The sequence below is a fragment of the Thalassotalea loyana genome (assembly GCF_030161435.1).
Taxonomy (GTDB): Bacteria; Pseudomonadota; Gammaproteobacteria; order Enterobacterales; family Alteromonadaceae; genus Thalassotalea_G; species Thalassotalea_G loyana.
Genome location: NZ_BSSV01000004.1, coordinates 205,914 through 221,408, shown reverse-complemented (window position 1 = coordinate 221,408; position 15,495 = coordinate 205,914). Strand labels below are relative to the sequence as shown.

Below are 15,495 nucleotides of genomic sequence, written 5' to 3'. Positions count from 1 at the left end.
ATGACAGCAACAACATCAACAAATAAAAAAGCTGTGCACTGGTCATTTTGGCTAGGCTTTGGCTTTTTCATTGCTGTTGTTGTCGGCTTAATTAGCTTTTGTATTTACTTCGTTGAAGAGATGTCAAAAGACGAAAAAGTGCCTGTAACAAATATTACCGTAATAGGTGAAATGCCTTATACGACGAATGCAGACATTGACTCAGCATTAGAAAATGTAAATTTAAGCAACTTCATAAACTTGGACGTTAACCAAGTTCAAGCCGTTGTGAGTAAGTTGCCTTGGGTTTACTCGGTTTCTGTCCGTAAACAGTGGCCTAATTCATTGAATATTTATGTGGTTGATCAGACACCGGTAGCGTTATGGAATGCTGATTTTTTGATTAATCAATACGGTGAAGTATTTCAAGCTGACAGTGCGCGCCTTACGAGTAAACTTCCGTCTTTTTTTGGACCAGAAGGAAGCGAGCAAACTGCATTAGCAAACTTTAGGAATTTTAATAAGTTGCTAGCGTTTAGCGACTTGGCAATTGATGAGTTGGTGTTAACCGAGCGTTTTTCATGGCAACTGACATTAAATGATGGCATTAACTTAAATTTAGGTCGTGAAAACAGAATTGAACGCATTCAACGATTTGTTGATGTTTACCCTCAAATAATTGAGCAAAAACAAGAAAATCAACAAGTCGATTATGTAGATTTAAGATATGACACAGGGTTAGCTGTAGGCTACAAAACTGTGCTTGATAATAAGAAACAAAGAGCTTAACAAATGGCAAAAGTAACAGAAAGAAATTTGGTTGTTGGCCTCGATATCGGGACTTCAAAAATTTCTGTCGCGGTGGGCGAAATTACTCCAGACAACAAATTAAGTATTGTTGGTGTAGGCAATCAGCCGTCGCGTGGCATGGATAAAGGTGGCGTTAACGACTTAAACCTCGTTATTCAGTCGATTAAACGTGCGATTAATGAAGCAGAATTAATGGCTGATTGTCATATTAGCTCAGTTTATCTTGGTATTTCTGGCAAGCACATTAGTTGTCAGAATGAAAATGGTATGGTGCCAATCAATGATAAAGAGGTTACACAAGAAGATGTCGATAATGTAATTCACACTGCTCGTTCGGTACCTATTTCAGCAGAACGCCGTTTATTGCATGTATTGCCTCAAGAATTCAGCATTGATGTTCAAGACGGTATCAAGAGTCCAATTGGCATGTCTGGTGTTCGTATGGAAGCCAAAGTGCATATTGTTACGTGCGCTAATGATATGGCTAAGAATTTAGTGAAGTGTGTTGAACGATGTGAACTGAATGCGGATCAATTGATTTTTTCTGCCTTAGCTTCAAGTTATGCGGTAGTCACAGAAGACGAAAAAGAACTAGGTATCTGTGTTGTTGATATTGGTGCAGGAACAATGGATATCTCGGTTTTTACCGGTGGTGCATTGCGTCACACCGCGGTGATACCTGTTGCAGGTAATCAAGTAACGAGTGATATTGCAAAAATCTTTAGAACACCGTTAAGTCATGCTGAAGATATTAAAGTCCAGTATGCGTGTGCATTAAGAAACTTGGTTTCAATGGAGGAAAACATTGAAGTTCCGAGTGTAGGTGGACGTCCTGCACGTTCAATGTCACGCCACACCTTAGCTGAAGTTGTAGAACCTCGTTATCAGGAGCTTTTTGAGCTTATTCACGAAGAGTTGCGTGAAGCGGGATTAGAAGAGCAAATCGCAGCAGGTTTTGTATTAACTGGTGGTGCAGCCAAAATGCAAGGTGTCATCGAGTTTGCTGAAGAAATTTTCCAAATGCCTGTGCGTTTGGCTCAACCTCATGAAGTGGTTGGATTAAAAGAATACGTTAATGATCCGACGTATTCGACTGTTGTTGGCTTGTTGCATTACGGCGTTCTTGCTGCTGAACAAGACAACAAAGAAGGGAAGGATTCAGAAGGTGTGACAGGGTTGTGGTCACGCCTGACTGCCTGGTTTAAAGGCGAGTTTTAATAACGCTTAGGCGTAAAAGAATAATTTTGATTTTGGTAGAAACGTTGTAAAAAACGGAGAGAGTAAATATGTTTGAATTAATGGAAGAACATAACGAAGAAGCAGTAATAAAAGTCATCGGTGTAGGTGGCGGCGGTGGTAACGCTGTTGAACACATGGTGAGTCAAACCATCGAAGGTGTAGAGTTCATTACTGCAAATACGGATTCACAAGCACTGAGAAATTCTTCAGCGAATGTTACATTGCAAATGGGGAGTGACGTAACTAAGGGTTTAGGCGCTGGCGCTAACCCTGAGATTGGTCGTCGAGCTGCAGAAGAAGACCGTGAAACAATTAAACAAACCCTAGAAGGTGCCGATATGATTTTTATCGCTGCCGGTATGGGTGGTGGCACAGGTACAGGTGCAGCACCAGTAGTTGCTGAAGTTGCAAAAGAAATGGGCATTTTAACTGTTGCTGTTGTGACTAAACCATTCCCGTTTGAAGGCAAAAAGCGTATGAACTACGCAGACCAGGGGATTGAGTTCTTATCAAAGAATGTTGATTCATTGATTACTATACCTAACGAAAAACTATTGAAAGTTTTAGGTCCTGGTACTTCATTATTAGATGCATTTAAAGCGGCGAATAACGTTCTTTTAGGTGCGGTTCAAGGTATTGCTGAATTAATTACGCGTCCTGGTTTGATCAATGTTGACTTTGCTGACGTAAGAACGGTGATGTCAGAAATGGGAACGGCAATGATGGGCTCGGGTATCGCATCAGGTGAAGATCGAGCTGAAGAAGCTGCAGAGGCCGCTATTTCAAGCCCTCTATTAGAAGATGTTGATTTGGCAGGTGCGCGCGGTATCTTAGTAAATATTACGGCTGGCATGGACATTTCGATTGATGAATTTGAAACTGTCGGTAACGCTGTCAAGGCTTTTGCATCTGAAAATGCAACGGTTGTAGTGGGTGCTGTAATTGATCCTGAAATGAGCGACGAACTTCGTGTAACTGTTGTTGCTACAGGTATTGGCGCAGAGCGCAAGCCTGATATTACGCTAGTTAATCCAGCGCCAGCGGTTGAGCCAGTAGCAGTAGGTGGAGATTTTGTTCCTAGCCCACAACCTGAGACGGCACAAGCGCCAGTAACGATGGCTGAGCCAAATGCTCAAGTACAGCCACAAAAAGTGACAGCGCAAGAGCTTGATAATTACTTAGACATTCCTGCGTTCTTACGTAAGCAGGCTGACTAAAAAATTAGGCCAATCGGTTAAGTTTTGATCTTACTGGTTGGATCTGTTATATTATGCGACCGCTAAATTTTGGCGGGGTAATTGCTTTGTATTTTGCAAAGCTATTGAAGCGAAAAGGTAACAAATGACTAAACAACGTACTTTAAAAGATAGCGTTTCAGCAATCGGTGTGGGGTTACACAAAGGCGAGAAGGTGCAGATCACTCTCCGTCCTGCTCCTGCGAATACTGGTATTGTATTTCGTCGTGTCGATCTAGATCCTGTTGTTGATATTAAAGCCACTCCAGAAGCTGTGGGTGAGACGACGCTGTGTACCTGTTTAGTTAACGAGCAAGGTGTTCAAATTTCTACCGTTGAGCATTTGCTAGCTGCAGTTTCAGCGATGGGCTTAGACAATTTAATTGTCGACGTAGATTCGCCTGAAATTCCGATTACGGATGGCAGTTCACTACCTTTTGTATATTTGATCCAGTCAGTAGGTATTGAAACCTTAAATGCACCGAAACGTTTCTTGAAAATCACGAAACCAATTCGTGTTGAAGAAGGTGATAAGTGGGCTGAGTTAACACCTTATGAAGGTTTCAAAGTTAATTTTGCGATAGACTTCGATCACCCAGTTATTGCTAATACAACGCAAACCATGACAATGGATTTATCGAGCTGCTCGTTTGTGAAAGAAATTTCACGTGCAAGAACGTTTGGCTTTATGAAAGATATCGAGTTTTTACGTTCGCACAACCTAGCGTTAGGCGGGAGTTTAGAGAATGCTATCGTACTTGATGAGTACCGCATGCTTAACCCTGATGAGTTGCGTTACGACGATGAATTCGTAAAACACAAAATTTTAGACGCAATCGGTGATTTATACATGGGTGGCGTAAGTATTTTAGGTCAACTTAATGCATTTAAATCTGGCCATGCGTTAAATAACATTTTATTGCGAGAAGTATTCAAACGTACTGACGCATGGGAATGGGTTACGTATGAAGAAGATGCGCCGTCGCCTATTACATACCAAGAAGTAAATCCTTCAGTTATTTAACAAGGATTAAGAAAAAACCGCTAATCAGCGGTTTTTTTAGTTTATGAGGCTGGTATTGGACTACATTTAGCTAGTCATTATTTTGATTTGTTGGCATGAGCCGCTAATCGTTCTAGTTTCTGTTTTAGACCATCTGGTGCATTCTTTGCGACTTCAATGAGTTCCGAAGCCGATTGTTTCGACATTTGTTTTTGAGGTTTTTCAACTTCTGGCTTTTTGACTGGCGCTTTGTTTAAAAATGGCATAACAGAAATTTCTACTTTTGAAATTTTGCCATGAGTTTGTTGGCTAAATGCCTGCGCAATTTGAAAGCGCTCAAATTGAAACCGTTGAGACCATACTGACGATTTAACTTCGATGACAATGGTGTCTTCTTTAATATTGCCAAGGTGCCACGCATCGAGTGGAATATCTGGGCAGATATCTGAAACTATGTCAGATAAACAGGCTAAAGAGTTGGTTTTTGAAGCAATTTGTGCCAAAGTGCCCTTTGAAGAATCAAACAGAGATGATAAATCGACGGGTTGCTTTGTTTTTCGGTACATTGCATAAGAAGTAAGAAAGTTATTTTATGAGTTTAACACTACTATATCGTGGAAAAAACGTTAGATTTAATGTCAAGTTAAATAAATTACATTGGCTGTCTGCACTGGCTGCATTCGCTCTTGTTTCTGGCGCTGTTTTACACCTGGTTATTACTTCGAATGACGAACCTATCCAGAGTACGTTACCAAAGTTGGCAAAAGCGCCAGCAAAACCGTTGCCGACAAGTAAGCAAGACCAAGCACAAATCACCGCATTAACGATGAAACTAGCTGAATTGCAAAGCCAAGTTTTACGTTTAAATGCGTTGGGTGAACGCCTTGCTGATGAAAATGAAATACCTGAAAAAGAATTCAATTTCGAAGCTGCGCCACCAAGCGGTGGGCCAATGCAATCGTCGCCACCTCCCGGTAAATCTCTCGCTCAACTTCTAAATGAAATGACTCAGTTGCAATCTGAGCTTGATCATGAAGAAAAACAACTTAAAATGCTTGAATCTTTGACTTTGGGTCACCATATAACTAATACAAGTTATTTATCTGGTCGTCCGATAAAGAAAGGTTGGCTTTCTTCTTATTACGGAACGAGAAAAGATCCATTTACAGGTAAGCCAGCACTTCATAAGGGAGTTGACTTTGCCGGCAAGGAAGGGGCTGCCGTTATAGCAACCGCTTCCGGCGTAGTAAGTTGGTCTGGTGAAAGATATGGCTATGGCAATTTAGTGGAAATCAACCATGGTAATGGAATGAAAACTCGCTACGGCCATAACAAAACACTTTTGGTAGACGTGGGTGATGTCGTAAACAAAGGCGAGGTCATTGCACAAATGGGTAGTACAGGACGTTCAACCGGACCTCATGTACATTATGAAATTCTGCGAAATAACAAGCAGATTAACCCGATTAAGTACGTATATCGCAAAGCGAAATAGCGATTACATAAACGAGATTATGTGATCGGTTTTTACCGATCATTTTTATTTTTAATAATGCAAATTGTAGAGATTCCTCTTCACAACATGGTTTGACAAGATGTTTTTAAAGTTAGCAACAAAAATTTTTGGTAGTCGAAATGACCGACTTATCAAACGAATGCGTAAAGATGTTAAAAAAATAAATGCGCTAGAATCTGAGTTTGAAGCACTCAGTGATGAGGAATTAAGAGCGAAAACCGCTGAGTTTCAAGAGCGAGTTAAAAATGGTGAAAGCCTAGAGGCTATTTTGCCTGAAGCATTCGCAGTTGTTAGAGAGGCAAGTAAACGCGTATTTGGTATGCGTCATTTCGACGTACAAATGATCGGCGGTATGGTGTTAAACCAAGGTAAAATCGCTGAGATGCGCACAGGTGAGGGTAAAACCTTAACTGCAACATTACCTGCATATTTGAATGCGTTGTCAGGTAAAGGTGTTCATATTGTTACCGTCAATGACTATCTAGCAAAGCGTGATGCCGATTGGTCACGCCCATTGTTTGAATTTTTAGGCCTAACCGTTGGCTGTAATATTCCTGGCATGATGGGGCAAGACAAGCAAGACGCATATCAAGCCGATATTACCTACGGTACGAATAATGAGTTTGGCTTTGATTATCTTCGTGACAATATGGCGTTTTCTCCAAGTGAGCGTGTTCAGCGCCCACTTAACTTTGCAATTGTTGATGAAGTCGACTCAATATTAATTGATGAAGCAAGAACACCATTGATTATCTCAGGTGCCGCTGAAGATAGCTCTGAACTATACAAAAAAGTGAATGGCATTGTGCCAGAGCTTGAGCAACAGAGTGAAGAAGACAAAGACGAAGAAACAGGTCAGTCAGAAGACTTTGTTGAAGGTGACTTCACCGTTGATGAAAAATCAAAACAAGTATACTTGACTGAACGTGGTCAGGTACGTGTCGAAGAATTGATGCAGAAACTTGGATTAATTCAAGAAGGCGAATCTTTATACGCTGCTGCGAACATTTCTATTTTACACCACGTAATGGCCGCATTACGTGCTCACAAATTATTTACAAAAGACGTCGATTACATTGTTAAAGACAATGAAATTGTCATTGTTGACGAGCATACAGGCCGCACAATGGAAGGCCGTCGTTGGTCTGAAGGTTTACACCAAGCTGTTGAAGCAAAAGAAGGTGTAAATATTCAAAATGAAAACCAAACATTAGCGTCTATTACATTCCAAAACTTTTTCCGTATTTACGACAAGCTAGCGGGTATGACAGGTACAGCTGATACCGAAGCATTTGAATTCAATCATATTTACGGTTTAGAGACGGTAATCATTCCAACCAACAAGCCTATGGTTCGTGATGACCGCGCCGATTTGATTTACCTTACTCAAGAAGAAAAGTTTGAAGCGATTCTAGAAGACATCAAAGATTGTGTTGATCGTGGTCAGCCTGTCTTAGTTGGTACAATCAGTATCGAAACCTCTGAATTCTTATCTAGCTTCCTGAAAAAGTCGAAGATTAAGCATAAAGTACTGAATGCAAAATTCCACGCACAAGAAGCTGAAATCGTTGCTGATGCAGGTAAAGTTGGTGCGGTAACTATTGCTACCAATATGGCTGGTCGTGGTACAGATATCGTGTTGGGTGGTAACTTGGATTCTATGATTGCTAAGTTACAAAACCCAACAGAAGAACAAATTGAGAAAGTGAAAGCAGAATGGCAAGAGCAGCACGACAAAGTGCTTGAGCTTGGTGGCTTACATATTATCGCAACAGAACGCCATGAGTCTCGTCGTATAGATAACCAATTACGTGGTCGCTCTGGTCGTCAAGGTGATAAAGGTTCAACACGTTTCTACCTTTCAATGGAAGATGGCTTAATGCGTATCTTCGCTTCTGAACGTATTGCAAATATGATGCGTAAGCTTGGTATGGAGCGCGGTGAAGCAATTGAGCACCCTTGGGTAACGCGCTCAATTGAAAATGCGCAGCGCAAGGTAGAAGGCCGTAACTTCGATATTCGTAAACAATTACTTGAGTTTGACGATGTATCAAACGACCAACGTAAAGTTATTTATGAACAACGTAATGGGTTGATGGATGAAGAGTCAATCGAAGATGTTATTGAGTCTATCCGCCATGACGTTTTAGATGGCATTATCAGTCAACATATTCCGCCTCAGTCTTTAGAAGAGATGTGGGATGTACCAGGCTTAGAAGAGCGCTTAAAAGGTGAATTAACGCTAGATTTACCAATTGCTCAATGGCTAGAAGAAGATAAAAAGCTGCATGAAGAAACATTGCGTGAAAAGATTATTCAAATAGCTGATGAACAATACGCTGAGAAAGAAAAAGCAGTGGGCCCAGAAGTCTTACGTCAGTTTGAAAAAGCCGTTATGCTTCAAAGCTTAGACTCTCACTGGAAAGAGCATTTAGCAGCGATGGATCACTTGCGTCAAGGTATACATTTACGTGGCTATGCACAGAAAAATCCAAAGCAAGAATACAAGCGTGAATCATTTGATCTATTCTCAGAGATGCTTGAAAACTTGAAATTTGATGTAGTCGGTATTCTTTCTAAGGTTCAAATCCGTGAAGAGTCTGATGTTGAAGCTGTAGAAGAGCAACATAGAAAAGCCGAAGAAGCGCCTAAGGAATATAACCATCAGGAAGCTGAACCAGCAACGGTTCAACAGCGTCAGCCGCGAGTTGGTCGAAACGATCCATGTCCTTGTGGTTCAGGTAAGAAGTACAAACAATGTTGTGGTAAGTTAACCTAAAACGACTTTGTTAATGAATCTTAATGCCAGTCTTTGACTGGCATTTTTATGTCAGGCCGGACGTAATTAATGTCAGGCTTTCTACTCGAAAATTAAATAGGACGATATATGTCATTAGTCCACGTTGCTGTTGGTGTAATTAAAAGTGGTGAACAGTATTTCTTAACTAGGCGTTTAGAAGGTACCCACCAAGGCGGTAAATGGGAATTTCCAGGCGGTAAGGTTGAGAGTGGTGAAAGTGTTTATCAAGCACTTCATAGAGAGCTTGAAGAGGAAGTTGCCATTGATGTTTTAAGCTGTATACCACTTATAACGATTGAACATGATTATGGTGATAAGCATGTTAAACTTGAGGTCTTTGTCGTCGATAATTTTAATAATGAACCACAAGCGCAAGAAGGGCAGGAAGAAGGGTGGTTTAGCTATCAGGAAATGCTAGCGCTCGACTTTCCAAATGCGAATGTTGATATCTTGGAAGCCTTAGCAAAATATCACGATTAGTTAATGTAAATCCCCTGTGTATATTCAGGGGATTTATACTCTGAAACGCTACTCGGGCTCTACAAAAAATTTGTTGTGTTGTAAAAACTCACCTTCAAGTGCATCTAACATTTCTTCAGTCATTTCAACTTCGGGCGTAACTTGCTGAGAGATTTTATTGCTCTCGTCTGCCCACTCACCTAAATCAATCAATTGACAGCGTTTTGAACAAAAAGGTCGAAACTCATTTTCGGGCTGCCAAGTGACTTTTGTTTTACAGGTTGGACAATCTACGATCAATGTCATTGTTTGATCCTATGAAATAAAACTATGGGCATAATTATAACGTAATAAGGTGGTGCACTAAAGCAGTCGATGGGTGGGAATTAATGATTGATAACTAGCATTTTGCTAGGTAAAACTTCGTCGCACTGTTGGAGTAACGTCTACCGCTCTGCTCGCATGGCAGCATAAATCGAATTGAGTATCTAAAGCGATTACCACTTACCGTTGGGTAGAATTGAGCGTTAGCATCTAGTTCAATACGCAAAAGGAGCAGTCCTTCTCCACTGTCTTGGTAAAAACCGCTCTCTGTTTCGACGCATTCAAAGCCACTTCGTTGCCTAATAAAAACTAACACTAAAGCAATGGCTTCTTTGAGTTGCATTAGGGTTGAAAGCCAAGCTTCTATTGTCTTTGTTGATGTTGTCGCAGGTTGGTGTAGGAAAAACTGTAATTGCGGTAAGTCGAAACTAGCACTACCACCTTGAATTGCAAACCGTTGCTTTACCGCAGAGAGGAATTTGTCATCTTTTAATTGCCACCAGGGTAGTTTAGTACTGCGCAATTGATTGACTAAAGCAACGGTTTTTCGAAGATTTTGCTCTAACGCTGACGCATCAACATCTGATCTTTGTGACCAAAGAACAAGATTTTGCTCAAGCTTTTCTAAATCTTTGATTAAATCACCGCGAATATCATTTCTTTCGAGACTATCAAGAATTGCAAAAAGTGAGGTAAATAGAACGGAGTAACCTTGCTGCAATTCGAGCTGTTGAGCACTTTCTACCTGGCCAAAGAGATGCTCTAGCTTTAGGTAGTTTCTTATTCGCTCGTTGAGCGGATGCTCGTATAAAATTCTCGACATAACAAGGTGTTAATTAAAATATTGCAGTTATATTAACCATTAACGAAAAAAATCGCTAATCTTTATTTTATCCAATAAATTTAAAAGGACAATCCTTGTTATTTTAGCAGTTCTATCTTGCTTTGGGCTTGTTGAGTGAATAATTGATTGAGCTCATCAACTTGTTGCTGAATATTTTCAACAGTACAATCCTGATTTCTGATTATATAATCGGCCTTTGCTAGTCGTTTCTCGCGGGTTATTTGGCTTGATATAATACTTTTTATCGTGGCTTCGCTAGAGCCATCCCTCTTAGTAGTTCGATTGACTTGAGTGGCTTCATCTACGTCAATAACTAGGACGTTGTCGACATATTTCTCTAAACCATTCTCGAGTAATAATGGTGCCACTAATAAACAATAAACACTTTGGGTCTTTGAAAGTTGCTCAAGCATTTCGTGTCGAATCGCAGGATGGAGTAATGCGTTTAACCATTGTTTCGCGTGCTCGTCGCTAAACACTTTTTCCCTTAACTGTGTCCGGTTAAGTGAGCCATCTGCGAGCAAAATATTGTTACCAAACTTTTCAACAATAGCAGCTAATGCTGGCTGACCTGGCTCTACTACTTGGCGGGCGACTTCATCAGCGTCAACGACGTCTATTTTTTTGTTGATAAACAGGTTAGCAATGGTTGTTTTACCACTGCCTATTCCACCTGTTAACCCTACGATATATTTGTTATTCATCGATTCTTATAATGTGTTATTGGACGATAAAGCCTAAATACCATTGCCAAATATCATTACCCCACAATAATGTGATCCAGCCCGCTACAGCAAGGTATGGACCGAATGGGATTGGCTTTTCCCGACTGTGTTGTTTAAACGCAATTAAACTTAACCCTATGACTGCTGCAACGACAGATGCCATTAAAATGTGTAATGGTAATAACTGCCAACCAAACCACGCACCGAACATCGCAACCAATTTAAAATCGCCATGCCCCATACCTTCTTTACCGGTAAGTAATTTAAACACCCAGAATACTGAAAATAAGCTCATGTAGCCTGCAACCGCTCCGATGACAGCATCACTCAATGAAATAAAGGTACCATCTATATTCACTAGCAAGCCTAGCCACAGCATGGGGTAAACAAGCTGGTCGGGAAGGAGCATATGGTCAAAATCAATCATGGTGAGACAGATTAAGTACCAGGTTAGCAATATTACCCAAAAGCTTGTCCATGTTGGGCCAAAGTGATACGACACGGCAACGCTTAGTAATGCTGTCGCTAATTCAATAATTGGGTAACGGCTCGAGATATTAATTTTGCAGTTGCTACATTTACCTCTTAACCATAACCAACTAATAACAGGTATGTTTTCATAAAATCGAATTTTATGATTACAGTTCGGACAGCTAGAATCCGGTTTAGCTAATGTTAGTTCAGGAAACTTTCTCTTAGGAATATTCTTGACTTCATCACCAAGAAATTCTCGACAATCGTTGTACCATTCTTTTTCCAACATTTTGGGAAAACGATAAATAACGACGTTCAAAAAACTACCGACCATTAATGAAAAGACAAAAACCAAGGTGTAAAAAAAACTCGGAGATTGCTCAAGCAGAGCAAGGGTTTCAGAAAACATAGGTAAACTCATAGTGTATTCGGGTAGTAAAAAGGGCTAGCGGCACGCCCTAGCCCTTCAATTAATGTTATTAGTTAAACAACTTGACCAATTTGGAAGATTGGCAGGTACATAGCGATAATTAGGCCGCCAATTACCACACCTAATACAGCCATAATCATTGGCTCTAATAAGGCCGTTAAATTGTCTACGGCATTATCAACTTCTTGTTCGTATACTGAGGCTACTTTTGCCAACATGTCATCGACAGCACCAGATTCCTCACCTATCGCAACCATCTGAATAACCATATCTGGAAAGATATTACTGTTACGCATCGCTAAATTCATTTGCATCCCCGAAGAAACTTCAGAGCGTATGTCTAATATTGCTTCGCGAAAAACCGCGTTACCAGACGCGCCAGCAGCAGATTCTAAAGCATCGATCAAGGGTACACCTGCGGCAAAGGTTGTCGCCAATGTACGCGCGTATCGTGCAATAGCAGCTTTATGCAAAATGTCACCAACGACGGGAAGTTTAAGGATATTTTTATCTACATTGTCACGAAGTTTTTGGCTTTTTCTGTGTGCATTTTTAAATGCCCAACTAAATGCAAAAAGACCGGCTAGTACTATATACCAGGTAGATTGGAGCACTTCAGAAACCTTGATGACCAAAAGTGTAAACGCAGGTAACTCAGCACCAAAGCTGTCAAAAATCTCCTTGAAAGTAGGTACTACGAAAATCAACAATATAGCTGTAACGATAACGGCGATAACGACAACGGCAATTGGATAAGTAAGTGCTTTCTTTATTTTGGCTTTAAGTGCTTCTGCCTTTTCTTTATATGTTGCAATACGGTCGAATATAGTCTCTAACGCACCTGATTGTTCGCCAGACTTGACTAAATCACAGTATAGGTCATCAAACTCGGTAGGATACTCGCGTAAACACTCTGAAAGCGGTAAACCTGATTGTAATTTATCACCGATGTTCGCTAGCAACTTTTGCATATTACCATTTGCATGGCCTTTACCAATCATTTCAATGGTTTGTACTAACGGTACACCTGCTCCTAGCATAGTTGCAATTTGTCGGGTTATGGTTGTAATGTCAGCAGAGGTTAGCTTTTTGTCTCCACCACCAAGTAATGGCTTGCTCTTCTTCCTTATTCGACCTGGTGTTACACCTTGCTTTCGTAGCTGAGCTTTTAGCTCCATAATGCTACTAGCTGAAAGTTCACCGCTAATTTTTTTGCCTTTACGGTTAACCCCTTGCCATTGAAATACATCAAGCGTTTTTACATTTTTGGTTTTTGCTACAGCCATATAATTACCTAATGCTTATTTCCTATAATCGAAAGTAGCTACTGCTGCTCGAGCGTTAGCTAACCACTTGTCACTCGGTTGACTTCTTCTAGACTTGTCACACCGTGCATTGCTTTGAGCAAGCCTGATTGTCGAAGATTGTTAAATCCTTCTTTTTGACATTGTTCAGCAATATCTAATGAATTACCACCTTCCATTATAATCGATGATAATCGTTCGCCTATTTTTATGACTTCATAGATACCCACACGGCCTTTATAGCCGCCAGTACACTGATCACAGCCCACCGCTTTGTATAATTTTACATTAGGTAATTGCTCGTGAGTAAACCCTTGCTTGAGAAGTTCCTCTTCAGGGATGTCTTCTGGCTCTTTACAGGCCATACATAATCGACGTGCAAGTCGTTGAGCGATGATGATACTAACTGAACTCGCTACGTTGTATGACGGTACACCCATATTGAGTAAACGCGTCAATGTCTCTGCAGCTGAATTCGTATGTAACGTAGATAATACCAAGTGACCAGTCTGTGCAGCTTTAATTGCTATCTCAGCGGTTTCAAGGTCACGAATCTCACCAACCATGACAATATCGGGATCCTGACGCAAGAATGAACGCAATGCACTAGGAAAGGTTAAGCCTGCTCTTGTATTTATTTGTACTTGGTTGATACCTTCAAGGTTAATCTCTACAGGATCTTCCGCCGTTGATATATTTCTCTGGTCCGTGTTGAGTATATTTAAACCCGTGTACAACGATACGGTTTTCCCTGAACCTGTTGGACCTGTAACAAGAATCATCCCCTGAGGTTGCGCAAGTGCATCCATATAGATTTTCTTTTGTGCAGGTTCATAACCCAGCATATCAATACCTAGCATCGCACTGGAGCTATCCAGGATACGCATTACGATTTTCTCACCCCACATGGTTGGGAGTGTACTAACACGAAAATCGATTGATTTTTTCTTTGACAATGCAAGCTTTATGCGACCGTCTTGTGGTACACGTCGTTCCGCAATGTCGAGTTTTGACATAACTTTTAAACGTGCCGCCATTCTTGAAGATAGGGTTACAGGTGGCCTAGCAATTTCTGTTAAAATGCCATCGATACGAAAACGAATCCGATATGATTTTTCATAAGGCTCGAAATGTAAGTCTGAAGCACCTTTTCTTATAGCATCTAATAAAATTTTATTAATATATACAACGATAGGGGCATCATCTTTGCCATCTTCGCTACCATCATCGTCTTGACGCTCTTCTTCAACATCGATTCCCGCTAATTCCTCGGTATCCATGTCTGATATATCAAGCGCATCGGTGTCTTCTTCTAAAATTCTTTCTATAGCGGTCGACAGACTGTTTTCATCTGCCAAGATTAATTCCGTGGTATAGCCTGTGTTAAACTGAATTTCTTCTAATGCGTCCAAGTTCGTTGGATCAGACATGGCGACAAAAAGGACTTTGCCACGCAAATAGATCGGCAGGGCATTATGCTTTCGAATAAGTTTCTCGTTACGAATACCTTCGGGAATTAAACTGGTATCGAATGCATCCAGGTCGATATATGGATAACCAAAGCTCTTTGAGAATATGTTAGCAACTTGACCTGCATTTAAATGCTTATCTTCAATTAAATAGCGTACGAAGGGTTTCTTTTGACTAATAAACCCAGAGCTAATGTCGTCAAGTTGTTCATCTGTAACTAGCTGATGTTTAGCTAACGCAGACAATAAACTAGATTGTTGATGAAGTCCTTTCATTTTTAGTTATTGATCTTTGAAAGATTTAATCTTGATTGTGACATAAAAATGTCAATTAGACGATATCTAGACACAAAAAAAGCAGCCGTAGCTGCTTTTTATCAGAAGTTTGTTTTGTTAGTTACACTCTATCCAACCTTCAGTACAAGCATTTGTACCAGCACCAGTGCCTGTAACTGCCCATGTGATTCGTGTAGCTTCTAAAGTAGGTGTTACGTCAACTGTAGAGTCACCATTACCGTCAATGTTGCCTAAGTTCATGCTAATTACACCGTCTGCAACTGCAGTCACAGCGCCGTTAACAGCTGGAATGCCTTCAGCGCCAGCGTCACATGTGCCTAACTGACCACCGCTAACCTGTGCACATAATGCAACAGCAGTCTTGTACGTTTGTACTTCATTAAATACACTTTGTGCGGTAGCGCTACGAGTGTACTGTTGATATTGTGGAATAGCTACTGCAGCTAAGATACCGATGATCGCTACAACAATCATCAATTCAATAAGAGTAAAACCCTTGTTGTTTTTGGCTTTCATTAAGTTTTTCATAATAGTACTTCCATTATTTATTACGGGGGCTTTCGCTATAGTGATACAAAATTTTTAAA

Annotated in this window: 15 protein-coding genes; 7 read left to right on the top strand and 8 right to left on the bottom strand. The window is 40.6% G+C overall.

Going from position 1 to position 15,495, the window contains the following annotated elements; all coding sequences use genetic code 11:
• The 4 genes from QQK05_RS10805 to lpxC all read left to right on the top strand — a co-directional run bounded on the left by QQK05_RS10805 (nucleotide 1) and on the right by lpxC (nucleotide 4,287).
• Nucleotides 1-768: a cell division protein FtsQ/DivIB gene (locus tag QQK05_RS10805; RefSeq protein WP_284298444.1), complete on the top strand. Its 768-nt coding sequence runs from the start codon at nucleotides 1-3 to the stop codon at nucleotides 766-768.
• 3 nt (nucleotides 769-771) lie between these two features.
• On the top strand, nucleotides 772-2,007 hold the full coding sequence (gene ftsA, locus QQK05_RS10800) for a cell division protein FtsA (protein ID WP_284298443.1): 1,236 nt from the start codon (nucleotides 772-774) through the stop codon (nucleotides 2,005-2,007).
• Between the two features lie 68 nt (nucleotides 2,008-2,075).
• Nucleotides 2,076-3,245, top strand: a complete 1,170-nt coding sequence (gene ftsZ, locus QQK05_RS10795) for a cell division protein FtsZ (protein WP_284298441.1) — start codon at nucleotides 2,076-2,078, stop codon at nucleotides 3,243-3,245.
• A gap of 124 nt (nucleotides 3,246-3,369) precedes the next feature.
• Nucleotides 3,370-4,287, top strand: coding sequence for a UDP-3-O-acyl-N-acetylglucosamine deacetylase (gene lpxC / locus QQK05_RS10790; RefSeq protein WP_284298439.1), 918 nt, complete (start codon nucleotides 3,370-3,372; stop codon nucleotides 4,285-4,287).
• Nucleotides 4,288-4,364: 77 nt separating this feature from the next.
• Here lpxC and QQK05_RS10785 read toward each other — a convergent pair whose 3' ends face one another.
• A complete protein-coding gene (locus QQK05_RS10785; protein ID WP_284298437.1) occupies nucleotides 4,365-4,769 on the bottom strand; it encodes a DUF721 domain-containing protein in 405 nt (134 codons plus the stop codon).
• Nucleotides 4,770-4,858: 89 nt separating this feature from the next.
• On the opposite strand from QQK05_RS10785, the gene QQK05_RS10780 reads away from it, so the two are divergent.
• From QQK05_RS10780 to mutT, 3 genes are all read left to right on the top strand, one after another.
• Complete coding sequence (locus QQK05_RS10780; protein ID WP_284298435.1) at nucleotides 4,859-5,761, top strand: M23 family metallopeptidase; 903 nt, start codon at nucleotides 4,859-4,861, stop codon at nucleotides 5,759-5,761.
• A gap of 100 nt (nucleotides 5,762-5,861) precedes the next feature.
• Nucleotides 5,862-8,561 (top strand): preprotein translocase subunit SecA, encoded by a 2,700-nt coding sequence (secA, locus tag QQK05_RS10775; protein WP_284298433.1) that lies wholly within the window; start codon nucleotides 5,862-5,864, stop codon nucleotides 8,559-8,561.
• A 108-nt stretch (nucleotides 8,562-8,669) separates the two neighbouring features.
• Nucleotides 8,670-9,062 carry an 8-oxo-dGTP diphosphatase MutT gene (mutT, locus tag QQK05_RS10770; protein ID WP_284298431.1) on the top strand — a complete coding sequence of 131 codons (393 nt, stop codon included), beginning with the start codon at nucleotides 8,670-8,672 and terminating at the stop codon, nucleotides 9,060-9,062.
• Nucleotides 9,063-9,110: 48 nt separating this feature from the next.
• On the opposite strand, the gene yacG is transcribed toward mutT, so the two are convergent.
• The 7 genes from yacG to QQK05_RS18640 all read right to left on the bottom strand — a co-directional run bounded on the left by yacG (nucleotide 9,111) and on the right by QQK05_RS18640 (nucleotide 15,424).
• Nucleotides 9,111-9,347, bottom strand: a complete 237-nt coding sequence (gene yacG / locus QQK05_RS10765) for a DNA gyrase inhibitor YacG (protein WP_284298429.1) — start codon at nucleotides 9,345-9,347, stop codon at nucleotides 9,111-9,113.
• A gap of 94 nt (nucleotides 9,348-9,441) precedes the next feature.
• Nucleotides 9,442-10,188: a cell division protein ZapD gene (gene zapD, locus QQK05_RS10760; RefSeq protein ID WP_284298427.1), complete on the bottom strand. Its 747-nt coding sequence runs from the start codon at nucleotides 10,186-10,188 to the stop codon at nucleotides 9,442-9,444.
• A 98-nt stretch (nucleotides 10,189-10,286) separates the two neighbouring features.
• On the bottom strand, nucleotides 10,287-10,913 hold the full coding sequence (coaE, locus tag QQK05_RS10755; protein WP_284298426.1) for a dephospho-CoA kinase: 627 nt from the start codon (nucleotides 10,911-10,913) through the stop codon (nucleotides 10,287-10,289).
• A 16-nt stretch (nucleotides 10,914-10,929) separates the two neighbouring features.
• The gene (locus tag QQK05_RS10750) at nucleotides 10,930-11,817 is read right to left on the bottom strand and encodes a prepilin peptidase (RefSeq protein ID WP_284298424.1); all 888 of its coding nucleotides are present in this window, start codon (nucleotides 11,815-11,817) and stop codon (nucleotides 10,930-10,932) included.
• Between the two features lie 74 nt (nucleotides 11,818-11,891).
• A complete protein-coding gene (locus QQK05_RS10745; RefSeq protein ID WP_284298423.1) occupies nucleotides 11,892-13,124 on the bottom strand; it encodes a type II secretion system F family protein in 1,233 nt (410 codons plus the stop codon).
• A gap of 59 nt (nucleotides 13,125-13,183) precedes the next feature.
• Nucleotides 13,184-14,887, bottom strand: coding sequence for a type IV-A pilus assembly ATPase PilB (gene pilB, locus QQK05_RS10740; protein WP_284298421.1), 1,704 nt, complete (start codon nucleotides 14,885-14,887; stop codon nucleotides 13,184-13,186).
• 117 nt (nucleotides 14,888-15,004) lie between these two features.
• Nucleotides 15,005-15,424: a pilin gene (locus QQK05_RS18640; protein WP_322790570.1), complete on the bottom strand. Its 420-nt coding sequence runs from the start codon at nucleotides 15,422-15,424 to the stop codon at nucleotides 15,005-15,007.
• Nucleotides 15,425-15,495: the final 71 nt, after the last annotated feature.